This is a genomic window from Pseudomonas sp. NFACC14 (genome assembly GCF_900106885.1).
GTDB classification, from domain to species: domain Bacteria; phylum Pseudomonadota; class Gammaproteobacteria; order Pseudomonadales; family Pseudomonadaceae; genus Aquipseudomonas; species Aquipseudomonas fluorescens_AA.
In genome coordinates this window covers 86,028-108,298 of record NZ_FNOA01000013.1, presented here as the reverse complement: position 1 = coordinate 108,298, position 22,271 = coordinate 86,028, and the positions used below count along the sequence as shown (strand labels likewise).

Annotated in this window: 24 protein-coding genes; 12 read left to right on the top strand and 12 right to left on the bottom strand. The window is 61.8% G+C overall.

Going from position 1 to position 22,271, the window contains the following annotated elements; all coding sequences use genetic code 11:
* The first annotated feature begins 223 nt into the window (after positions 1–223).
* Positions 224–2,329: a TonB-dependent siderophore receptor gene (locus BLU85_RS19460; RefSeq protein ID WP_092202545.1), complete on the top strand. Its 2,106-nt coding sequence runs from the start codon at positions 224–226 to the stop codon at positions 2,327–2,329.
* A gap of 13 nt (positions 2,330–2,342) precedes the next feature.
* Positions 2,343–3,062, top strand: a complete 720-nt coding sequence (locus tag BLU85_RS19455) for a DUF4198 domain-containing protein (RefSeq protein ID WP_092202543.1) — start codon at positions 2,343–2,345, stop codon at positions 3,060–3,062.
* A 138-nt stretch (positions 3,063–3,200) separates the two neighbouring features.
* Here BLU85_RS19455 and BLU85_RS19450 read toward each other — a convergent pair whose 3' ends face one another.
* From BLU85_RS19450 to BLU85_RS19440, 3 genes are read right to left on the bottom strand one after another with little or no spacing between them, the layout of a single operon-like run.
* Positions 3,201–3,824 (bottom strand): SOS response-associated peptidase, encoded by a 624-nt coding sequence (locus tag BLU85_RS19450; RefSeq protein ID WP_092202541.1) that lies wholly within the window; start codon positions 3,822–3,824, stop codon positions 3,201–3,203.
* 39 nt (positions 3,825–3,863) lie between these two features.
* Complete coding sequence (locus BLU85_RS19445; protein ID WP_092202539.1) at positions 3,864–4,124, bottom strand: putative signal transducing protein; 261 nt, start codon at positions 4,122–4,124, stop codon at positions 3,864–3,866.
* A gap of 10 nt (positions 4,125–4,134) precedes the next feature.
* Complete coding sequence (locus BLU85_RS19440) at positions 4,135–4,317, bottom strand: CPXCG motif-containing cysteine-rich protein (protein WP_092202537.1); 183 nt, start codon at positions 4,315–4,317, stop codon at positions 4,135–4,137.
* Positions 4,318–4,456: 139 nt separating this feature from the next.
* Here BLU85_RS19440 and BLU85_RS19435 point away from each other — a divergent pair, with 139 nt between their 5' ends.
* Positions 4,457–5,623 carry a 1-acyl-sn-glycerol-3-phosphate acyltransferase gene (locus BLU85_RS19435; RefSeq protein ID WP_092202535.1) on the top strand — a complete coding sequence of 389 codons (1,167 nt, stop codon included), beginning with the start codon at positions 4,457–4,459 and terminating at the stop codon, positions 5,621–5,623.
* A 232-nt stretch (positions 5,624–5,855) separates the two neighbouring features.
* Here BLU85_RS19435 and BLU85_RS19430 read toward each other — a convergent pair whose 3' ends face one another.
* Positions 5,856–6,137: a hypothetical protein gene (locus BLU85_RS19430; protein ID WP_060740672.1), complete on the bottom strand. Its 282-nt coding sequence runs from the start codon at positions 6,135–6,137 to the stop codon at positions 5,856–5,858.
* Between the two features lie 355 nt (positions 6,138–6,492).
* Between BLU85_RS19430 and BLU85_RS19425 the strand changes: the two genes are divergently transcribed.
* Entirely contained in the window at positions 6,493–6,699 is a 207-nt protein-coding gene (locus BLU85_RS19425; RefSeq protein ID WP_003185312.1) for a hypothetical protein, read from the top strand.
* 115 nt (positions 6,700–6,814) lie between these two features.
* On the opposite strand, the gene BLU85_RS19420 is transcribed toward BLU85_RS19425, so the two are convergent.
* Complete coding sequence (locus BLU85_RS19420) at positions 6,815–7,399, bottom strand: YajG family lipoprotein (RefSeq protein ID WP_003205489.1); 585 nt, start codon at positions 7,397–7,399, stop codon at positions 6,815–6,817.
* 205 nt (positions 7,400–7,604) lie between these two features.
* On the opposite strand from BLU85_RS19420, the gene BLU85_RS19415 reads away from it, so the two are divergent.
* Entirely contained in the window at positions 7,605–7,838 is a 234-nt protein-coding gene (locus tag BLU85_RS19415) for a hypothetical protein (RefSeq protein ID WP_092202533.1), read from the top strand.
* Positions 7,839–8,575: 737 nt separating this feature from the next.
* Complete coding sequence (gene mqo / locus BLU85_RS19410; RefSeq protein WP_092202531.1) at positions 8,576–10,081, top strand: malate dehydrogenase (quinone); 1,506 nt, start codon at positions 8,576–8,578, stop codon at positions 10,079–10,081.
* Between the two features lie 64 nt (positions 10,082–10,145).
* Here the strand turns inward: mqo and BLU85_RS19405 are convergent, their stop codons facing one another.
* The 3 genes from BLU85_RS19405 to BLU85_RS19395 form a co-directional block, all read right to left on the bottom strand.
* The gene (locus BLU85_RS19405) at positions 10,146–10,607 is read right to left on the bottom strand and encodes a hypothetical protein (protein WP_092202530.1); all 462 of its coding nucleotides are present in this window, start codon (positions 10,605–10,607) and stop codon (positions 10,146–10,148) included.
* Between the two features lie 190 nt (positions 10,608–10,797).
* Positions 10,798–11,085, bottom strand: coding sequence for a PA4642 family protein (locus tag BLU85_RS19400; protein WP_060740669.1), 288 nt, complete (start codon positions 11,083–11,085; stop codon positions 10,798–10,800).
* A 61-nt stretch (positions 11,086–11,146) separates the two neighbouring features.
* Positions 11,147–11,632: a hypothetical protein gene (locus tag BLU85_RS19395; protein WP_092202528.1), complete on the bottom strand. Its 486-nt coding sequence runs from the start codon at positions 11,630–11,632 to the stop codon at positions 11,147–11,149.
* Between the two features lie 334 nt (positions 11,633–11,966).
* Between BLU85_RS19395 and dauA the strand changes: the two genes are divergently transcribed.
* On the top strand, positions 11,967–13,706 hold the full coding sequence (gene dauA / locus BLU85_RS19390) for a C4-dicarboxylic acid transporter DauA (protein WP_092202526.1): 1,740 nt from the start codon (positions 11,967–11,969) through the stop codon (positions 13,704–13,706).
* 95 nt (positions 13,707–13,801) lie between these two features.
* Here the strand turns inward: dauA and BLU85_RS19385 are convergent, their stop codons facing one another.
* Both BLU85_RS19385 and BLU85_RS19380 read right to left on the bottom strand, forming a co-directional pair.
* A complete protein-coding gene (locus tag BLU85_RS19385) occupies positions 13,802–14,275 on the bottom strand; it encodes a WbuC family cupin fold metalloprotein (protein ID WP_092202524.1) in 474 nt (157 codons plus the stop codon).
* Positions 14,276–14,278: 3 nt separating this feature from the next.
* Complete coding sequence (locus BLU85_RS19380) at positions 14,279–14,836, bottom strand: hypoxanthine-guanine phosphoribosyltransferase (RefSeq protein WP_053125250.1); 558 nt, start codon at positions 14,834–14,836, stop codon at positions 14,279–14,281.
* 164 nt (positions 14,837–15,000) lie between these two features.
* Between BLU85_RS19380 and upp the strand changes: the two genes are divergently transcribed.
* On the top strand, positions 15,001–15,639 hold the full coding sequence (upp, locus tag BLU85_RS19375) for a uracil phosphoribosyltransferase (protein ID WP_003185330.1): 639 nt from the start codon (positions 15,001–15,003) through the stop codon (positions 15,637–15,639).
* 2 nt (positions 15,640–15,641) lie between these two features.
* On the top strand, positions 15,642–16,916 hold the full coding sequence (locus BLU85_RS19370; RefSeq protein WP_072409362.1) for a uracil-xanthine permease family protein: 1,275 nt from the start codon (positions 15,642–15,644) through the stop codon (positions 16,914–16,916).
* 139 nt (positions 16,917–17,055) lie between these two features.
* Here BLU85_RS19370 and hemH read toward each other — a convergent pair whose 3' ends face one another.
* Entirely contained in the window at positions 17,056–18,081 is a 1,026-nt protein-coding gene (gene hemH, locus BLU85_RS19365) for a ferrochelatase (RefSeq protein ID WP_092202522.1), read from the bottom strand.
* A 13-nt stretch (positions 18,082–18,094) separates the two neighbouring features.
* Complete coding sequence (locus BLU85_RS19360) at positions 18,095–18,994, bottom strand: TIGR01777 family oxidoreductase (RefSeq protein WP_092202520.1); 900 nt, start codon at positions 18,992–18,994, stop codon at positions 18,095–18,097.
* A 196-nt stretch (positions 18,995–19,190) separates the two neighbouring features.
* Here BLU85_RS19360 and BLU85_RS19355 point away from each other — a divergent pair, with 196 nt between their 5' ends.
* The 3 genes from BLU85_RS19355 (at position 19,191) to BLU85_RS19345 (ending at position 22,263) form a co-directional block, all read left to right on the top strand.
* Positions 19,191–20,177: an NAD(P)/FAD-dependent oxidoreductase gene (locus tag BLU85_RS19355; protein ID WP_092202518.1), complete on the top strand. Its 987-nt coding sequence runs from the start codon at positions 19,191–19,193 to the stop codon at positions 20,175–20,177.
* 176 nt (positions 20,178–20,353) lie between these two features.
* The gene (locus tag BLU85_RS19350; protein WP_092202516.1) at positions 20,354–21,316 is read left to right on the top strand and encodes a YbgA family protein; all 963 of its coding nucleotides are present in this window, start codon (positions 20,354–20,356) and stop codon (positions 21,314–21,316) included.
* Positions 21,316–22,263 carry a MerR family transcriptional regulator gene (locus BLU85_RS19345; RefSeq protein WP_092202514.1) on the top strand — a complete coding sequence of 316 codons (948 nt, stop codon included), beginning with the start codon at positions 21,316–21,318 and terminating at the stop codon, positions 22,261–22,263. Before BLU85_RS19350 ends, BLU85_RS19345 begins: the two co-directional genes overlap by 1 nt.
* The last annotated feature ends 8 nt before the right edge of the window (positions 22,264–22,271 follow it).

The window sequence follows — 22,271 nt, the reverse complement described above, 5'->3', positions numbered from 1 at the left end:
CCGAAGGCTGCGATCTTTTGATCTTGACCTTTCGCTGGCGACTCAACTGTCAGGGACAAGATCGCAGCCTCGTTGCACTCGACAGCTCCTACAGGTGCAGCCCAGCGGGAACAAGCTCCCTCGCCACAAAAACTGTGTTCGGTTTTCACCGAAAATACAGATATCATAAATTCTCATTGGCAGTGTTATATTGTTTCAATAATAGAAATTGGAACAACATAACATGTCATCCCTAAAACGGATTTCAGCGACCAGCCTCGCCCTCGGCCTACTGGGCGATCCGGCCTACGCCGAAGAAATCCAACCCCTGGAGCTGGACGCCATCACCGTGACGTCCGACTACGAATCCGCCACCGGACCTGTCACGGGTTACCGCGCCACCCGCTCGGCCAGCGCCACCAAAACCGACACCGCCCTGCGCGACATCCCGCAATCGATCAGCGTGATTCCCGCCAGCGTGCTCAAGGACCTGGGCAGCACCAGCGTCGAGCGGGCCTTGGAATATGCCGGCGGCGTGTCGAAGCAGAACAACTTCGGCGGCCTGACGCTCTACGAATACAGTGTGCGCGGCTTCACCACTTCGGAGTTCTACAAGGACGGCTTCAGCGCCAACCGCGGTTATCCAAGCACGCCGGACACTGCGAACATCGAACGCATCGAAGTGCTCAAGGGCCCGGCCGCCAGCCTGTATGGCCGGGGCGATCCCGGCGGTACGGTGAACATTGTCACCAAGAAACCCCAGCCCGAAGCCTTCACCACCCTGCAAACCAGCGCCGGCAGCTGGGATCGCTACCGCACCGCGCTGGACGTCAACACGCCACTGGATACCGAAGGCAACCTGCTGTCGCGGGTCAACCTGGCGGTCGAGGACAACCACAGCTTTCGCGATCACGTCGACAGCAAGCGCGTTTTCGTCGCGCCTTCCATCAGTTGGCAGTTGAACCCTGACACGCGGTTGCGGGTGGAGAGCGAAATCGTGCGCCACAGCTCGACGTTCGACCGTGGCATCGTCGTCCCGAACAATCGCTGGAGCGGCGTTTCCCGTTCGACCTTCTTGGGCGAACCCAACGACGGCGACATCGACAATCACAACAACATGCTCCAGGCCGCCCTCGAACACCAGCTCAACGACACCTGGCAATTGCGCCTGGCCAGCCACTACAAGCAAGGTGAACTCTGGGGCTTCGCCTCCGAAGCGCGCCCGCTGAACGCCGACGGCCATACGGTGAACCGCCGCTATCGCGAGCGCGACAACAATTGGCACGACAGCATCACCCAGCTGGAATTGCGTGGCCTGTTCGACCTCGGCCCGTGGCAGCACGAACTGCTGGTCGGCAGCGAGTACGAGGACTACCGCAAGCACGAGCGCGTGACCACCATCGGTGGCGGCCTCTACCCTATCGACCTCTATCAGCCGATCTACGGCCAGCCGAAACCCAATGGTGCCCGGACCGGCACAAACTTCTTCGAACATGTGCAAAGCCGGGCGCTGAACCTGCAGGACCAGATCATCTTCACCGACAAGCTGCGGGGCATGCTCGGCGTGCGGTATGAGCATTTCGAGCAGCGCATCGACGACCACACCCGCAGTAAAACCAGCCGTCAGCGCCACGACACCCTGACGCACCGGGCCGGCCTGCTGTACCAACTGACGCCCGAAGCCGGGCTGTTCGCCAACGCCTCCACCTCGTTCAAGCCCAACAACGGCCTGGACGCCAGCGGCAAGACTTTCGATCCCGAGGAAGGGGTCGGCTATGAAGTGGGGATCAAGAGCGAACTGTTCGACGATCGCCTGAGCACCACCCTGGCGGCCTTCCATATAGAGAAGGAAAACGTCCTGAGCCCGGTCGCCGGGACCGACTTCAGCCGTGCCATCGGCAAGGCCCGTAGCCAGGGCATCGACCTGCAAGTGACTGGGCAGGTGACCGACGCCGTGCGCGTGATCGGTGCCTATGCCTACATCGATGCCGAAGTGACCCGGGGCGACCGGGACAATCCCACCGGCAGCCGGATTCTCGGCGTCGCCAAACACAGCGGCAGCGTGCTGGGGGTCTACGAATTCCAGGACGGGCACCTGCGCGGTTCGGACCTCGGCGCGGCGTTCACGTATGTCGGCGATCGCTCGGGCGAAGCCGGCAAGGATTTCGAATTGCCGGCCTACCACACCGTGGACCTGCTGGCCCATTACAAGGCCAGCGACGATGTCACCGTGGGCCTGAACCTGAACAACGTCTTCGACGAAAAGTACTACGAACGCGCCTACAGCAACTACTGGGTCACCCCCGGCGAAGCGCGCAATTTCACCGTCAGTCTTACCCTCGCTCTGTAAAAGGAAAAACGCCATGAAACACCCCAAGACCTTCGCCCTGCTCGGCCTGCTCCTGGCCACACAGGCCTCGGCCCATGGCCTGTGGACCGAACAGCGTCGCGGCAACATCGAAGTGATCTACGGCCACGGTGCCGAAGACAATGCCTTCAAGGCACAGAAAATCAGCGGTGCCTGGGCCTATGACCTGGGCGGCAAGATGATTCCGGTCACCGTAGAGCGCCTGCCGGACCACGCCCGCCTGCAACCGCTCAAGCCGCCGGCCGTGCTGGCGGTGGCACTGGACAATGGCATGTGGTCCCAGACGGCGGACAAGAAGTGGATCAACGAAGGCCGCAGCAAAGTGCCCGGGGCGATCGAGTCGACCCAGACGTTCAAGTACAGCCTGGCGATCTATGAGCCGGGGGCGAAACTGCCGGCGCTTGCACCGATCAAGTTCGTGATCCTGCCGGAAGTCGACCCGCTGACCGTAGGCCCGGGCCAGTCATTGCCGGTACGGGTGCTGCTGGATGGCAAACCGGCGGCCGGTGTGAAACTGGTGGGCGACTACCGCAGCGCGCCGAACACCGTCTCGACTGAAACCGACGCGGAAGGCCGGGCCAAGGTGCTGGTGCGCAACGAAGGCCTGAATGTGATCGCGGCGCAGATGGAAATAGCGCTCAAGGACAACAAGGACGTGGCCACCCGCGGCGTGTTCACCTCGCTGACCTTCCTGGGCGAACCGCATCACGAGTAGGTTGATTGACACGACCCCATCGCGAGCAAGCTCGCTCCCACAGTGGGTTACTGGGGTGTTCACAAAAAATGTGTTCACCGCCTAACCCTTGTGGGAGCGAGCTTGCTCGCGATGAGGCCGGCACAATCACCGCAAAGCTCAAGCCGGGGTCAAGCATTCCGGCCCATTGAGCTTCGGATCATTGACCATATTGGCCAATACCCGCTCACGCAGTGGCGCCGGCTCGCTTGCCAACAACCCTTGCAAGGCATGCAGCGGTGTCTGCGGGTCGAGCCACAGGCGCTGGCCTTCGTCATCCAGGATCAACGGCCGGCGCTGGCCCGCCGCCGGCTGGGTGATGACCGCCGTGCTCAGCCACACCTGCTCCTGCACCGGATACGCTTCCCAGATCGCGGCAAAAAACAGTGACGAGCCCTCCCCCGGCGTCAGCCAGTACGGACGCTTGCGCGTGCCGCCGCGCCACTCATAAAAACCGTTGGCAGGCAGCAGGCAGCGGCGCAGGCGCAAGGCCTCGCGAAACATCGGCTGCTCGGCCACGGTTTCGGCCCGGGCGTGGGCCGGGGTGCGGGACAGATCGGTCAGCCACGGCGGCGTCAGGCCCCAGCGCGCCCGGGCCAGCTCGCGCTGGCCCTCGGCGCCGGCCCGCAGTATCAGCACCGAATCGTTGGGCGAAATATTCCACTGGGCCTTCTGATCGGCGGGAAAACCGGGCAGGGCCGCAAAGGTGGGGTTCCAGCGAAACAGGGCATAACGTCCACACATGGGGCAACACGACTCTTGATCGAACGAACGACCGCCAGCCTAACAGACCAGCGTGCCGGGGTAGCTGTCCGGTTCATCGCCGGGCAGCGGCAGCGCGGCATTGTACGCGGCGATCAACTCACGGGCGTATTGCGCCTGCTCGTCCTCCACCGCCAGCCCCAGCAGGCCCTGCATGGGCAACTCTCCCGCGCCGCCCAGCAAATCACGCCCCACCAGATGCGCCGTGATGCCTTCGCTCGCAAGCATCCCTTGCAACAACTCGCCTTCCATCAGGTTTTCCAGCTCGTAGATTCGCTGCATGGGCGCCCCATCATTCGTTTTCGCTGAAGACTTCGAGATGCCATTCCTCGCCATGGACCTGCAGCACAAAGGTGATCGGTCGACAGCACACCTGACAGTCCTCGATGTAGGTCTGGTCGCCGCCAGACAAGTCCACGGTTGTCTCCACATCCTCCCCGCAATAGGGACAATCATAACGAGCCTGCTCCAGCATCGCGGTCTCCCAAGTGACTTGTGCGTATAATCGCCGGTCTATTTGCAGGGCTATTTTCGTCTGGCTTATCTTCCAGGCCGTGCCCCGTCGTTTTTTCGATCGAACCTTTACTTACCCTAGCCGTTTCCAACAAGAGAGCATGATGGGCGAATTCGATGCCATCCGACCTTACGACGACAGCGAAGTCCCAGCGGTGCTGGCACGGCTGCTCGGCGACAAGGCGTTTCTAGATATCCTCACCCACTTCCGCTTCCCACGCCTGGCCGGCGCCTTCGGCTGGATGCTCAAACCCCTTATAGCGCAAAGATTGCGCCGTGAGTTCGCCGGTGTGACGTCGGTCGCCACTTTGCAGGACAAGGTGGAGTTCTACGTCGACCACACCATCGAGCGCGCCACCGATGGCGTGACCTACACCGGCGTGGAGCAATTCAAGTCCGGCAGCGCGTACCTGTTCATCGCCAACCACCGCGATATCGTGATGGACCCGGCCTTCGTCAACTACGCCGTCTACCACGCCGGCCTGCCGACGCCGCGCATCGCCATTGGCGACAACCTGCTGCAAAAGCCTTTTGTCAGCGACCTGATGCGCCTGAACAAGAGCTTCATCGTGCACCGCTCCATCACCGGACGGCGGGAAAAAATGGCGGCGTACCAGTTGCTGTCGGCGTACATCAACCATTCGATCCGCAACGACTGCGCCTCGATCTGGATCGCCCAGGCCGAAGGGCGGGCCAAGGACGGCGACGACCGGACCGAATCGGCGATCCTCAAGATGTTCCACATGAGCCGCAAGGACGAGCCGTTCGGCGAGGTGATCCAGTCGCTGAACCTCACGCCGGTGTCAATCAGCTACGAATATGACCCGTGCGACCAGGCCAAGGCCCGCGAGTTGTACATCCGCGCCACCACCGGCACCTACACCAAGGCACCGGGCGAGGACGACGTGAGCATCGCCAAGGGCATCACCGGCTACAAGGGCCGGGTCCATGTGAACTTCGCCGCGCCCATCACCGAGCTGTTCGAGGACACGAAGCAATTGGCCCTGGAAATGGACCGGCAGATTCTCGGCGGCTACCGCCTGTTCCCGGTGCATTACCTGGCTTACGCCCAATGGGCCGACGCCGACCCGCAGTTGCAGGTGCCGGCGGCGGCCGAGGTGTTTGGTGCCGATGAACTGGCCAAGGCCCAGGAAGAATGGCAGCGCCGGCTGGACGCTTGCCCGCCGGAACACCGGCCGTTCCTGGTGCTGCAATACGCGACGCCGGTGCGTAATCAGTATCGGGTCAAGGCGGGGTTGGCGCTTTAAGCGACAGGTCTGAGGACATGGGTCCCTGTGGCGAGGGAGCTTGCTCCCGCTGGGTTTGGTAGGAGCTGCCGAAGGCTGCGATCTTTTGATCTTTCGCTTGAGACTCAAGTGACAAGGGAAAGATCGCAGCCTCGCTGCACTCGACAGCTCCTACGGGCACAGCCCAGCGGGAGCAAGCTCCCTCGCCACAAAAGCACCTTTGCCTGGTGGCCCTCGCTTGCCCTCTACGCAGTCAGAACTGCGTACTGATCCACGACACCAGCAACGCCAGCGCCAGGCAGCCAAAGCCGAACCGATAGAAGAACCGGTTCATGCGCTGGGTGGCCAGGTCCAGCAGTGCTTCGAAGCGCTCCTCGCCATTGCCATTGCGTGCTTGCAAGCAGGCTCGCGCCCGTTGTTCACGGCGACGCGTCGCGTGCAGCACCCAGCCGCCCGGGCAGGCAAACAGCAACGCGAGCAGGTTGATCAGTTTGGCGGGGTGGGCGGCGAACAACGAAAACAGATGCAGCGACATCACGAACCTCAAGCGAAAAACGGACAGGGCAGACACGCCCATGGCCTACGAACAGGGCGCGGATTCTACCGAAAGCCTGCCGTCCTGCACCGTTTTTTCCGACCAGTAACGACCTTCTCCGGCGCCTACGGATGTTAGCGTAGTGACTTTGTGGCGAGGGGATTTATCCCCGCTGGCTGCGAAGCAGCCCCGAGCTTTCTGCAGCGCCCAAGAGCTTGCGAGTGCTACGCACTCGGACGGGGATAAATCCCCTCGCCACAGGAGAAAGGCCTCAATCCATCGTAATTCTTTACGTCACGGTTTCGTCATCTGATTAGGCCACTCTGTCGCCCTTCAAACCCGCACGGAACCCGTCATGCTGCACGCCGAAAACCAGGATCGCCTCTATCTCATCAGTCCAAGCGACGAACAACAGAACCTCGTCGACAGCCTGTCCTTCAATGTGCAGGACCGCCATTGGCTGGTGTACTGCGCCCTCGGCGGCCATCAACATGCCGACCTGCCAGAGACAGACCTGCTGACCGGGATCAGCGTGCTGGAATTCTATTCCCAGGCCGCCTGAAAAAACTGTGGGAGCGAGCTTGCTCGCGATAGCGGTGGATCAGCCGACATCGAGATGGCTGACACTCAGCTATCGCGAGCAAGCTCGCTCCCACAGGGGTTACAGGACTTGATGCTTACTCAGCCAGCACCTGGCCAATGGTCGGGTCCTTGAACAGCCGGGTCAGGGCATCGCTCAATACGTCGCTGACCAGTTTGGTGTTGGTGTCCTGGTTAGGCGCCATGCCGAAGCGCTGGTCCAGGGACGCCCCGTAACGGCCGCTGTAGCGGCGGTTGGCGTTCTGCACGTCGGAGCGGAAGGTCGCGCCGATGGTGGCTTCGGTCACGTACATGCCTTCCTTGGGCGACTGGTACTTGAGTTCGGCCAGGGTCACGGTCAGTTGCGGTGCATTCAAGGCATTGGCGGTCGGCGTGAAGCCCAGCAAACGCACCGCGGCTTCAGCCTGGGCCTGGAGCTTGGGCAGGATCTGCGCCCCCTGCACCGTGATCACGCTGGTTTCCGGGTACAGCCCGCCACGGGTGCCGAGCGTTGGCGACGGACGACCGTCCACGACCCGCACCACCACCGGCTGGCCACGCCCTACAGGCGCCAGTTGGGCATTGAGCTTGGGCTCCGGGTTAAGTTGTTGCGGGCTGTGGGCGCAGCCGACGAGGGTCAGACTGGTCACAGCGATCAAACCGAACAACAGGCGTTGCAACATGCTCTTCTCTCCAGAATCGGGCACAAACAGGCCGGCAGTATAGCGGTGCGCCATCGCCGTGAACTAGCGCCTTGCGATGAATACTGAAATGTCTGACACGGGCCGTGATTGCCGGTTCCTGTCACCCCATTGTCACGGTCCTTACACCGGCATGTCATGGCCCGCTGTCAGGCTTGCTCCAAGCTCCCTGACCCGGTATCCGCTCATGCGCTTCCTCATTTCCCTGTTCACCCCGCGTCCCCAGCACCGCAGCTTCGCCCTGCTTGATCGCAACGGCCGTTGCCAGGCCTTCAAGCAGTGCAGCCTGCAACCCATGGGCGAGGGCTGGGTGGAAATCGACGAAATCCGCCTCAACTGGTTGCACCAGCCATTGCCCGCCAGCGCCCGCGTACAACCGCTTCGTGCCCGCGCACGCAACCGGCAACTGTTGACCATCTGACCGGACGGCTAATAAAAGTCATTAAACACGACCATTTCCCTGCGTTTCTTCGATACAATCTCCCCCCGATTATAAGGACGTCTCCTGATCGGGCCTCGCAACACCGCTGATGCGCTGGTATTGGCACCCCGCACCGCCCACAGAGAGCCGCCCACACAGATCGAGTGAAGCTGGCGCGCTTGCTGTTCTCCAGGCAAATCACCACTTTTCGCGAATCTGCAGAGCTGTCATTACGCTCGGTCACTGAGCTGTCTGCCTGTTTTGCCTGTCATGTACTACATGGGGGCAACCAAACCGGGCACGGTGCCAGGCTGGGACAGCCCTTTTTTGAGGTTCACGTCTTCAAAAGAGCGTGAAAAAACGGGTTTTCACAACTTCACGAGAGTGTGGCGAGCAAATGAAGAGTTTTGCGTCTGAACAAGCACCATTGGCGTCTGAAACAGCCCAACGACACAGGACCGGATATCGCTCAAGAACCGGCGCCTGAAGCCTGTCCGCTACGGATTTGGTTGCACGAACGGATGTCTCGGCCATAAGTCGAATTGCCCGCCCGGCGCTTAAATGAGTTCATGTGACTCTTGAGGCCAGGCTGCATGCATCCGCAGTAGGTGCGAAAAATTGCGAAGATTCGGACATGGCGATCCTGGCCATGGATAACTGGGGCGCAACTGACCTGCCCCGCCACTCCTGGCCGCTATGCCGACAATTTGGTGCTGCAGATTTTGGAGACGCGTTAAATGGCGCATAACGAAGCAGTCGATGTAGTTCTGGTAGGGGCCGGCATCATGAGTGCCACCCTGGCCGTGCTGCTCAAGGAGCTCGACCCCGCGATCTCGCTGGAAGTCGTCGAGCTGATGGACTCCGGTGCCGCGGAGAGTTCCAACCCGTGGAACAACGCCGGTACCGGCCACGCCGGGCTGTGTGAGCTCAACTACACACCCCAGGCGGCCGAAGGCACGGTCGACATCAAGAAAGCCGTGCACATCAACACCCAGTTCGAAGTGTCGAAGCAGTTCTGGACGTACCTGACCCGCAAAGGCACGTTCGGCTCCTCCAAGTCCTTCATCGCCCCGGTGCCACACCTGAGTTTCGTACAGGGTGAGAAAGGCGTGGCGTTCCTGAAGAAGCGCTTCGAGCTGATGCGCCAGCATCACGCCTTCGCCGACATGGAATACACCGAAGACAAGGGCCAGATGGCCGAGTGGATGCCGTTGATGATGCCTGGCCGGCCGGCCGATGAAGTCATCGCCGCCACCCGCGTCATGAACGGGACCGACGTCAATTTCGGCGCCCTGACCAATCAGTTGCTCAAGCACCTGACCAGCGCCCCTGACACCCAGGTCAAATACTGCAAGCGCGTCACCGGCCTCAAGCGCAACGGCAACGGCTGGACCGTGAGCATCAAGGACGTCAATTCCGGCAGCACCCGCGAAGTCGACGCCAAGTTCGTGTTCCTCGGTGCCGGCGGCGCGGCCTTGCCGCTGCTGCAAGCCTCGGGCATCGAGGAAAGCAAGGGCTTCGGTGGCTTCCCGGTCAGTGGCCAGTGGCTGCGTTGCGACAACCCGGAAGTGGTCAAGCACCATCAGGCCAAGGTCTACAGCCAGGCCGCCGTGGGCTCGCCGCCAATGTCGGTGCCGCACCTGGACACCCGCGTGGTCGACGGCAAGAAATCCCTGCTGTTCGGGCCATACGCCGGCTTCACCACCAAGTTCCTCAAGCACGGTTCGATCATGGACCTGCCGCTGTCGGTACGCGCCGGCAACATCGGCCCGATGCTGGCCGTGGCCCGGGACAACATGGACCTGACCAAGTACCTGATCAGCGAAGTCATGCAGTCCATGGAGCAGCGCCTGGAATCCCTGCGTCGCTTCTACCCCGAGGCGAAAGCCGAAGACTGGCGCCTGGAAGTGGCCGGCCAGCGGGTGCAGATCATCAAGAAAGACCCGAAGAAAGGTGGCGTCCTGCAGTTCGGCACCGAACTGGTGGCGGCCAAGGACGGCACCCTCGCCGCCCTGCTCGGCGCATCGCCGGGTGCTTCGGTGACCGTATCGATCATGCTGGAACTGATCGAGCGCTGCTTCCCGGACAAGGCCAAGGGCGAGTGGGCTGCCAAGCTCGCAGAGATATTCCCGGCCCGGGAAAAAGTGTTGGAAACCGACGCGGCGCTGTATCGCAAGATCAACGCGCAGAACAACATTGCGTTGGAGTTGGTTGAAGACAGCAAGGCTCAAAGTTACGCCTGACACCTTGCCACTCATATAAAAAAGCCTCCCGTGCAGACGGGAGGCTTTTTTTATTTCCTCGGTGTTAGTTCATGCTGAATTTGATGCGTGTTCCACCGTGACTCACATAGTCGTCATCATCTTCAACATAAAACAATTCAGCCACACAGAAACTCGCCGGTTCCGCCTTGACCCAGCGATGATAAGGCATTGCCTCTTTATCATTGCCCGGTGCCCTTGGGACATGTCCAAAGCTGAAATGACAGGTTCGGCTGCCTTGCCTATAGCTGAAAGCCTCTCGCTCGGCGCGTGACTGGGGCAGGTAGTAGGTTAATTCCTGGCTCTCACCCGGGCTTATCGAAAAGCTGTGGCCCGCGTTGGCCGGATTCTGCGTCCAGGTAAAATCGCTGTCGGGAACGATGACGGCGGCAGTTGCGTTGTAGACTTCGACATTGACAATTTCATCCCGCGCACAGGAAGCTGAACTTGCCAGACACGCCACCAGGGACAACAACACCCCGGCGATACACTTCTTTTGATCTTCCATGATGAATACAACTCCATTTAAACGATGACATCAAAGCCACTTGGCTTCGACGCAAACGTAATGGAAATTCAAATAAAACAAAACAGTCCGAATGGTGACATAACCTTTCGGAGCAACTTGCAGAAGAAGAGATTAGTTGCGCTCGGCTCGAACGAGTCAACGCTCTGAAGAGCGTTGACAGGGGCTCAATTCAGCGGCGCGCCTTGTTGATCAATTCGATATATTCCTCGGCATTGCGCTGGTCCTGGATCAGCGCAACGAAATCGTTGCCGTGCTCATCCTTGCCGTCGAGGTCATGGCCGGCCTCGACGAAGAACGTCAGGAAACGCTCGAAATCGTCGACCCGCAGGCCACGGTAGGCCTTGATCAGCTTGTGCAACGAAGGCGAAGTGGCATCGACCGGCTCGAAATTGAGGAACAGCTTGATCTGCTCATCGCCAATCTCGTCGCCAATCACTTGTTTCTTGTCTTTACGCATTGCCGGCTCCAACTCGCACAATTCACGGGGCGGGCAGTTTACCCCCGGCAGGCCTCGGGGCTCAACGCGGGCGTTCGATGCCGGTGTGCAGGTCGGCCCAGATATGGCCGTTGGCGTAGGTGAGGAACTGCACGTAGACCGTGTTGTTGCGCAACAGATCGATGACCACCCGGTACTGGGCCTGTGGATAAGACAGCGTCAGGGTCTTGCTCGCCTCGTCGAAGGCCGGTTTCTTCAAGCTTTTGCTTTCGCCATCGAAGTTGAGGATCACCTGGCTGATGGTCGCCCCCTTGTTCAAGGACTTGCCCTTGAGACGGACCAGCAAGGGCGAAGTGACCGGGATCGGTTGCTGGTTGGACTGGCGCTGGTTCCCCAGCACCACCGAATACTCGGTCACTTGCAGCAACTGCTGCTGTTCAGGCTGTTCCTGGCGCACCACCAGGTCATCCGGCGGCAGGAACTGGCTGTGCATCGGCGCGGCCACGACCGTCAAAGGCAGGCTGGCGATCAACAGTGAAGTGGCGCAGCGGCGGATCGATACACGCATGACAACCTCCGGAATCTTGGCCGGGCACTCTAGCATGAGCACGGACAGTAAAAATAAGCGATCCGGATCAATACATCCGGACAGCGGGCGCGGCATACTCAAAGAGGCCATCAGCGTCGATCTTACTGGCGCCTGCCTTTGGCGAGGGAGCTTGCTCCCGCTGGGTTTGGTAGGAGCTGCCGAAGGCTGCGATCTTTTGATCTTTCGCTTGAGACTCAAGTGACAGGGGAAAGATCGCAGCCTCGTTGCACTCGACAGCTCCTACGGGCGCAGCCCAGCGGGAGCAAGCCCCCTCGCCACGGCCAGTGCCACCCCCCCCTTGCGAGGAGTATTCATGGCTTTCTCCGCCCCACCGTTATTCGCCGCCTGGCGCCAGGCCTGGCGCGCCGGCTACACCCTGGAACGCCTGCGCGGCGATCTGGTGGCCGGGCTGACCGTCGGCATTATCGCCATCCCCCTGGCCATGGCCCTGGCGATTGCCGTCGGCGTGCCGCCGCAGAACGGCCTGTACACGGTGTTGGTGGCGGCACCGTTGATCGCCCTCACCGGCGGCTCGCGCTTCAACGTGAGCGGGCCGACAGCGGCGTTCGTGGTGATCCTGCTGCCCATCACCCAACAATACGGCCTGGGCGGCCTGCTGCTGTGCACCATGCTCGCCGGCCTGATCCTGATCGCCCTGGGCCTGTTACGCGCCGGCCGCTTGATCCAGTACATTCCCTATCCGGTCATCCTCGGCTTCACCGCGGGCATCGGCGTGGTCATCGCCACTTTGCAACTGAAGGATCTGCTGGGGCTGACCACCGCAGGCCAAGCCAGACACTACATAGAACAGCTGGGCGAATTGATCGTGGCGCTGCCCGGTGCCCGTCTCGGCGATGGAGTCATCGGGGCCGTGTGCCTGGCGGTGCTGATTGCCTGGCCGCGCTGGGTGCCACGGGTGCCCGGGCATCTGGTGGCGTTGCTGGTGGGCACGTTGCTGGGGCTGGCGATGGAGCGCGGCGGATGGCCGATCGCGACATTGGGCGAACGTTTCAGCTACGTCGTCGATGGCATCGCTCACCCGGGCATCCCGCCCTTTCTACCCAGCTTCGACTGGCCCTGGAACCTGCCGGACAGCCAGGGACATCCCTTGATCCTGTCCTATGACCTGATCCGCCAATTGCTGGCGCCCGCCTTTGCCATCGCCATGCTCGGTGCCATCGAATCACTGTTGTGCGCGGTGGTGGCGGACGGCATGACCGGCAGCAAGCACGATCCCAATGCCGAACTGATGGGCCAGGGCCTGGGCAACCTGGTGGCGCCGCTGTTCGGTGGCATCACCGCCACCGCTGCCATTGCCCGCAGCGCCACCAATGTGCGCAGTGGCGCCTTTTCACCGCTGGCCGCGATCATCCACAGCCTCGTGGTGCTGGTGGCGATTGTGCTGCTGGCGCCGCTGTTCAGTTACTTGCCCATGGCCGCACTGGCCGCGCTACTGGTGATGGTCGCCTGGAACATGAGCGAAGCCGGGCATGTGCTGCACACTCTGCGCATCGCCCCGCGCAGCGACGTGCTGGTGCTGCTGACCTGTCTGGGCCTGACGGTGCTGTTCGACATGGTCCTGGCCGTCGCCGTCGGCCTGCTGCTGGCCGCCGGGCTGTTCATCAAGCGCATGAGCGAATTGACCGACAGCGCCGAGTTGCCGCGCCATTTTCACCAGGCCCTGCTGGACATGCCCGAGCACGTTCGCTGCTACGCCATTCGTGGACCGTTGTTCTTTGGCGCGGCGGAAAAAGCCCTGGATGTGCTGCGCCGGTTCGACCCGGGCGTTCGGGTGGTGGTCGTGGAAATGAGTGCCGTGCCCATGCTGGACATGACCGCGCTGGCTGCGTTTGAAAATATCCTGAAGGATTACCGCAAGCACGGCATCGGCCTGATCCTGGTGGCGACCGCACCCAGGGTGCGCCTGAAACTGCGCCGCGCCGGCATTCATCGCGAACAGCGGCAATTGGCGTATGTGCAGACCCTGGAGCAGGCGCGGGTCAAGAGTGAGCAATGGTTGGCCGGCGGCGCGGCTCATCCAAGACTTGCCTGATTCATAGTGAGATCGCTGGTGCACAGCAGATTCATGTGGCGAGGGGATTTATCCCCTCGCCACAAAAGCTCCGCTGCCTGTGCCTGACTCGGTGCTCAGTCGAACTGCGCACGCATCCAGGCCTGGTACTCGGCCACGCCCGCCTCGCCTTCGCGGGGTGCCCAGTGAGCCAGTTCGCCCTCGCCCACGGGCCGGTAGGGACCGGCCTTGCATTCGAACATCAGGCTGTCGGCTTCCAGCACCACCAACCCGTGATACACGCCAGAGGGCAGGTCGACGCCGAGGCAATCGCCACCGGCCTGCAGGATGCGCTTGTCCACCACCGCACCGGCCTCGTCGAAAATCAACACCCCCAGCCGCCCCTTGAGCACCAGCAACGTTTCCGCCTTATCGGCGCTCAGGTGGCGGTGCGGCGGGATGTAGGTGCAAGGCTGCAAGCCAACCGCCATGCGGTGGCACGGCTCATCCATCTCATGGAAGTTATGGTGCTGGCGTCCGCGAGGACTGGCCGCGGCTTTCTCGGCCAATTCATCGAACAACGCGTGTTCCAGGAAACTTGGCCGAGTCATCGATTACATCCCCTTGACGGCGAAAATGCCATTGGCGTTACGCCAGTAACCTTTGTAGTCCATGCCGTAGCCGAAGATGTAGCGGTCGATACACGGCAGGCCGACGAAATCGGCTTTCAAGTCCGGTCGCGCCTTGCGGTCGTGGTCCTTGTCGATCAGCACGGCGGTGTGCACGGCGCGGGCGCCGGCGTGTTTGCAGAAGTCGATGATCGCGCCCAGGGTGTGACCTTCGTCGAGGATGTCGTCGATGATCAGCACGTCGCGGTCGATGAACGAGACTTCCGGCTTGGCTTTCCAGAACAGGTCGCCACCGCTGGTTTCGTTGCGATAACGCGTCGCGTGCAGGTAGGACGCTTCCAGGGGGAAGTTCAGGTAGGTCAGCAGCTTGCCGGAGAAGATCAGCCCGCCGTTCATGACGCAGAACACCACCGGATTGGCATCGGCCAGTTGCTCGTTGATTTGCGCACCGACACGGGCGATGGCCGCTTCGACTTCGGCTTCGGTGTACAGGCAGTCAGCCTCTCGCATGATTTGACGGATATGCTCGAGATCAGCGGACATGGCGCTCTCCAGGGGTGGCAGGGTTCGGAAAAGCCGGCAAAGGTACGCATCCCGCCCGGCCAGATCAAGCGTTTGTGGACTAACGTTCTGTATTGTCTATAGGACAACACCCTCGGATAGATTAATCTAGGCCGGTTTTTTTGCCCGCCGCCGGAGCCTTCCCCATGCCCATCCTCGAGATCCGCCATCCGCTGATCAGACACAAACTCGGCCTGATGCGCCGCGCCGATATCAGCACGAAGAACTTCCGTGAACTGGCCCAGGAAGTCGGTGCCCTGCTCACCTACGAAGCCACCAAGGACCTGCCGCTGGAGTCCTACGAAATCGATGGCTGGGCCGGTACGGTCCAGGTCGAGAAAATCGCCGGCAAGAAAATCACCGTGGTGCCGATCCTGCGCGCCGGCATCGGCATGCTCGAAGGCGTACTGAGCCTGATCCCGGGGGCCAAGGTCAGCGCCGTGGGCGTGGCTCGCAACGAGCAGACCCTGCAAGCCCACACCTACCTGGAAAAACTGGTGCCGGAAATCGACGAGCGCCTGGCGATGATCATCGACCCGATGCTCGCCACCGGCAGCTCCATGGTCGCCACCATCGACCTGTTGAAAAAGGCCGGTTGCCGGGACATCCGCGCCATGGTGCTGGTCGCCGCTCCCGAAGGCATCAAGGCCGTGCAGGACGCCCACCCGGATGTGACCATCTACACCGCGTCCATCGACCAGAAACTCAACGAGCATGGCTACATCATCCCGGGCCTGGGCGATGCCGGCGACAAGATCTTCGGCACCAAGCAGAAGGACGCTTGAGCATGCGGGATGAGTTCAACGATCCGCTCTGGCGCCAGGTCTTGTCCGGCGCGCAGATGCTGTTCGTCGCCTTCGGCGCGCTGGTACTGATGCCGCTGATCACCGGGCTGGACCCTAACGTGGCGCTGTTCACCGCCGGCCTGGGAACGATCCTGTTCCAGCTCGTCACCGGGCGCCAGGTGCCGGTGTTCCTGGCTTCGAGCTTTGCCTTCATCACCCCGATCATCCTCGCCAAGGGCCAGTTCGGCCTGGCCGCGACCATGGGTGGGGTGATGGCGGCGGGTTTCGTCTACACCTTCCTGGGCCTGGCCGTGAAGATCAAGGGCACCGGGTTCATCGACCGGCTGCTGCCGCCAGTGGTCATCGGTCCGGTGATCATTTCCATCGGCCTGGCCATGGCGCCGATTGCCGCCAACATGGCAATGGGCAAGGCCGGCGACGGCACCGAGCTGATTCATTATCAGACCGCGATGATGATCTCGATGCCGGCCCTGCTCACCACCCTGATCGTGGCGGTGTTCGGCAAAGGCATTTTCCGCCTGGTGCCGATCATTTCCGGTGTGCTGGTGGGCTTTGCCATGGCGTTTTTCTTCGGGGTCGTGGACACCGCGAAAATCGCCGCCGCCCCCTGGTTCGCCCTGCCAGCCTTCACCGCGCCGGAGTTCAATTGGCAGGCGATCCTGTTCATCGTGCCGGTCGCCCTGGCACCGGCCATCGAGCACATCGGCGGCGTGATCGCCGTGGGCAGCGTGACCGGTCGCGACTACCTGAAGAAACCCGGCCTGCACCGCACCCTGCTCGGTGACGGCATTGCCACCACCGCCGCCGGCCTGTTCGGTGGCCCGCCCAACACCACCTACGCCGAAGTGACCGGCGCGGTGATGCTGACCAAGAACTACAACCCGAAGATCATGACCTGGGCGGCGATCTTTGCCATCAGCCTGGCGTTCATCGGCAAGTTCGGCGCGCTGCTGCAAAGCATCCCGGTGCCGGTGATGGGCGGGATCCTGTGCCTGTTGTTCGGTTCGATTGCGGCGGTGGGCATGAACACGCTGATCCGCCACAAGATCGACCTGGGCGAGGCGCGCAACCTGGTGATCGTTTCGGTGACGCTGGTGTTCGGCATCGGCGGCGTGCTGGTGGGCACCGGCACCGGCCCGGACGACTTCGGCCTCAAAGGCATCGCATTGTGCGCGGTGGTGGCGATCGCGCTGAACCTGCTGCTGCCGGGCAATGACGGCTGGAAGCAGAAGAAGGCGGATGAACCGCTGCTGTGACTCAAGCTTGAAAGCTTTATTGTCAGCCTGATAGCCATCGCGAGCTCGCTCCCACAGTGGGTCTCGAGTGGTCACAACATTTGTGTCCACCGCAGATTCCATGTGGGAGCGAGCTTGCTCGCGATGAGACCCTTGAACCTCACAACGCGATCGGAGCCCGTTCGCAGAGAGTACTCAACGCCTGTGCCCACTGTGGCTCATCATTGAGGCAAGGCACCAGCACCAACTCCTCCCCCCCTGCCGCGCGGAATTGCTCGCGCCCGCGATCGCCGATTTCTTCCAGGGTTTCGATGCAGTCGGCCACGAACGCCGGGCACATCACCAGCACTTTCTTCACGCCGCTTTTGGCCAACTCCTCCAGGCGCGCCTCGGTGTAGGGTTCGATCCACTTGGCACGCCCCAAGCGCGACTGGAACGACACCGACCATTTGCCATCCGCCAGCCCCATGCGTTGGGCAAACCGTTCGGCAGTACGGATGCATTGCGCGCGGTAACAGGTCGCCATGACCTCCGGCGGCGCATTCTTGCAGCAGTCGGCATCCTTGAAGCAATGAAATCCGGTCGGGTCGAGCTTGGTCAGGTGCCGTTCCGGCAAGCCGTGGAAACTCAACAACAGATGATCGTGTTCCTGCATCAGGTACGGCTTGGCGCTGGTCACCAGGGCGTCGAGGTATTCGGGCTGATCGTAGAACGGTTGGAGGATCGAAAACTGCACGTTGAGTTTCTTTTCCCGCACGACCCGCTTGGCCTCCTCGATCACCGTGGTCACGGTGCTGTCGGCAAACTGCGGATACAACGGCGCCAACGTGATCGTCTTGTGACCCTGGCTCGCCAGCCGCACCAGCACCGATTCAATGGACGGCTCGCCATAACGCATCGCCAGCTCCACCGGCCCCTGGGTCCACTGTGCGGTCATGGCCTGTTGCAGCCGGCGACTGAGCACCACCAACGGCGACCCCTCTTCCCACCAGATCGAGGCGTAGGCGTGGGCCGACTGCTCGGGGCGCTTGATCAGGATCAGCGACACCAGCAAACGCCGCACCGGCCATGGCAGGTCGATGACATACGGGTCCATCAGGAATTGATTGAGGTAGCGGCGCACATCGGCCACCGAGGTGGAGGCAGGCGAACCCAGATTCACCAGAAGCAACGCGTGATCGGTCATGCAACGTCCTATTTCAAAGGCGGCTGGACAAGTCGTCCAGGGCCGCAGGCAAATCAGTGAACCGGAATGTGTAACCCGCCGCCTGCAATCGGGCCGGCGTAGCGCGCTGGCCGCCGAGCAACAGCAGGGACAATTCCCCCAGCGCGACCTTCAGCGCAAGCTCCGGCATCGGCACCACGGCCGGCCGATGCAATACGCGCCCCAGGGCCTTGGCAAAATCGCGGTTGCGCACCGGGTTCGGCGCGCACGCATTATAAGGACCGCTGGCATCGGTGCGGTGCAGAAGAAAATCAATCAGGGCGATTTGATCGTCGATGTGAACCCACGGCATCCACTGTCGCCCATTGCCGATACGCCCGCCCAGCGCCAGTTTGAATGGCAACAGCAGCCGCGACAAAAAGCCGCCCTCGGCGGACAGGACCAGACCGGTACGCACCAGCACCACGCGCAGGCCCAAGGCCTCGGCCCGTTGCGCGGTTTCTTCCCAAGCGATGCACAACTGACTGGCGAAATCTTCGCTCACCGGTCCCGATTCCTCGGTCAATTCACGCTCGCCACCGTCGCCGTACCAGCCCACCGCGGAACCGGAAATCAGCACCTGCGGTTTCTGCTCGCAACGCTCCAGCCACGCCAGCAAGACTTCCGTCAACGTGACACGACTGCTCCACAACAACATCTTGCGTTTGTGGCTCCATGGGCGGTCGGCGATGGGGGCGCCGGCGAGGTTGACCACCACGTCCACCGGTTCATGGATTTCGTCGAGCTTGGCCACGCCCCGCACCGGTGTCCCGCAGATTTTCGCCACTTCTTCGGGTCGGCGACTCCATACCGTCAGGCGATGCCCCTGCTGCAACCAGAGGCGGCAGAGCTGACGTCCGATCAAACCAGTACCGCCGGTCAGCAATATGTGCATGAGATGTTCCTCGCATCGCGTTTTACCCGGTCCATTAGTCTATTTTTATAGGCAGGGATTTTTCGTATCGGACAAGGTCTGTGTTTAACAATAGGACAAGCTGTCCAAACGCGAACGGTAAAACTTATACCAAAAACCCAAATTGTACAGGTTTTAACGACGGCGTAGTCTGTACAGAAAGGTAAACGAGGCCCTCATGACTGTACCTATCGCGATCATAGGCACCGGCATCGCCGGACTTTCAGCCGCCCAGGCCCTGACGGAGGCCGGGCATATCGTTCAACTCTTCGATAAAAGCCACGGCAGTGGCGGACGCATGTCAAGCAAGCGCAGCGACGCTGGCGCACTGGACATGGGCGCGCAGTATTTCACTGCCCGCGATCGCCGCTTTGTCACAGAGGTCCAGCGCTGGCAAGCCAACGGCTGGGCCGCGGAATGGAACCCGCAGCTCTACAACTTCCAGAATGGGCAACTGAGCCCATCGCCGGACGAACAGACTCGCTGGGTCGGTACCCCGCGCATGAGCGCCATCACCCGCGCCTTGCTCGACAAGCTGCAGGTGCAGTTTTCCTGCCGGATCACCGAGGTGTACCGCGGCCAGGAGCATTGGCATCTGCAGGACGCGGAAGGTTTCACCCACGGCCCCTTTGGCCACGTGGTGATCGCCACGCCCGCGCCCCAGGCCACCGCCTTGCTGGCGGCCGTACCGAAGCTGGCCGCCGTGGCCGCTGGCGTGAAGATGGACCCGACCTGGGCTGTGGCCCTGGCCTTCGAAACACCGCTGGATACGCCCATGGAAGGCTGCTTCGTACAGGACAGCCCCCTGGACTGGCTGGCGCGCAACCGCAGCAAACCGGGACGCGACAGCAAGCTCGACACCTGGGTACTGCACGCCACCAGCGACTGGAGCCGGCAGCACATCGACCTGTCCAAGGAGGCAGTGATCGAACACCTGCACGGTGCTTTCGCCGAGTTGCTGCACAGCGCGATGCCTGCACCAAGCTTCAGCGTGGCCCATCGTTGGCTCTATGCCCGCCCCGCCGGCAGCCATGAATGGGGCGCCCTGGCCGATGCCGACCTGGGTCTGTACGTGTGTGGTGACTGGTGCCTGTCCGGCCGTGTCGAAGGCGCATGGCTCAGCGGCCAGGAGGCTGCACGCCGCCTGCACGCAAGCCTGCAATAGATCGCGTCACCCATCGCTCTTCGCTGCTGTCGAAAGAGACAGCAGCCTGCCCGCGGCACCCACTGACGTCGCCCAGCCCCGCTATGAATCCGGTTGACTTGTGTACATTCGGGCCTATGATGAAAATATTGTACATAAATATAAACTTGTACAAGATTAGCCATCAGAGGTCGCCCATGCCCAGCGCAGCCATCGCCAAACCCAGAATCGCCATCAGCGCCTGCCTGATGGGTGACGAAGTTCGCTTCAATGGCGGGCACAAGCAATCGCTGTTGTGCAGCCGCACCCTTATCGATTACTTCGATTTCGTGCCGGTGTGCCCCGAAGTCGCCATCGGCCTGGGCATTCCCCGGGAGCCGATTCGCCTGGTGGGCAATCCTGAACACCCCGAGGCGCTCGGTACGGTGAATCGCGACCTCAACGTGACCCGGCCATTGGCCGACTATGGGCAGCAGATGGCCGGGGAACTGGATGACCTCTGCGGCTATATCTTCATGCAGAAATCGCCATCCTGCGGACTGGAGCGGGTCAAGGTCTACGACCACAACGGTGTCCCCCAGGAGGGCGGCGGGCGCGGTATCTATGCCCAGGCCTTTTGCGAACGCCACCCCGATCTGCCGGTGGAGGAAGACGGTCGCCTCAACGACCCGGTGCTGCGGGAGAACTTCCTGACCCGGGTGTTTGCCTATGCCGCCTGGCAACCCTTGCGCCGCCAGGGCCTGACCCGGCGCGACCTGATCGAATTCCACTCGCGCTACAAATACCTACTCATGGCCCACAACCCCGAGCAGTACAAGGCCCTGGGCAAATTGCTGGGCGACATGGGCAAGGCCGACCCCAATGAACTGGGTCCACGCTATTTCAGTGCGTTGATGGCCGCGTTGAAGAAATGCGCCACCCGCCGCACCCACACCAATGTGCTGCAACACCTGAGCGGTTACCTCAAGCGCGCCATCGACGCCGACGACAAGCAGGAGGTACAGCACCTCATCGGCCAGTACCGCCTCGGCATCGTGCCCTTGGTGGTGCCGCTGACGTTGCTCAAGCATCACCTGCGCCAGCACCCCGACCCTTACCTGGCGCAGCAGGTCTATCTGCAGCCGCACCCGGAAAACCTCAGTTTGCGAAACGCCATTTGATGAACAACGATCCCGATTCCAGCGCCCGCGAAGACCTGGGGGCCGATTTTGCCAAGGCCTTGGCGCAAGGCTGGCTGCCCATACGCGAAGTCGCCCGGCAGACCGGTGTCAACGCCGTCACGTTACGGGCCTGGGAGCGCCGCTACGGCCTGATCGTGCCGCACCGCACGCCCAAGGGGCATCGACTGTTCAATGCCGACCACGTGCAACGGATCCGCAGCATCCTCACTTGGATCGATCGTGGCGTCGCGGTGAGCAAGATCAAGCCGTTGCTGGACACACCGCCGCTGTCTACAGCACCTACGCCGCCACCGGAGAACGATTGGCAACGTCAGCGCAACGCCCTGGCGCTGGCGGTGACGCAACTGGCCGAGCGTCAGATCGATGACCTGATCAACCAAGCGATGGCGCTGTATCCGCCCTGGACCGTGTGCGAGCAATTGCTCTTGCCGTTGCTGGCCGAGCTGCACTCGCGCTGGCAAGGCCAGTTTGGCGCGCAGCTGGAACGGGTCTTCCTGTACTCGTGGCTGCGCAGCAAGTTTGGCAGCCGGATCTACCACAACAACCGTCAGTTGCGCGGTGCGCCACTGTTGCTGGTCAATCATTCGGATTTGCCCCAGGAGCCGCACCTGTGGCTCACCGCCTGGCTGGCCAGCAGCGCCGATTGCCCGGTGGAGGTGTTCGACAGCCCGCTACCGGCGGGCGAACTGGCCCTGGCGGTCGAACGCCTCAAGGCTCGCGGCGTCCTGTTGTATTCCAGTCATGCCGTCAATCTGTCCCAACTGCCCAGGCTGCTGGGTGGAATCGATTGCCCGATCATCATTGCCGGCCCGGCCGCGTCGATTCATCAAGCCCGGTTATCCACAGGCGTTTCGATGATTGACCTGTCCTGGGCCGAAGACCCGCTATCGGCTCACCGCGAACTGAGCCGCAGAGAACTCCTTTAGATGGAAAA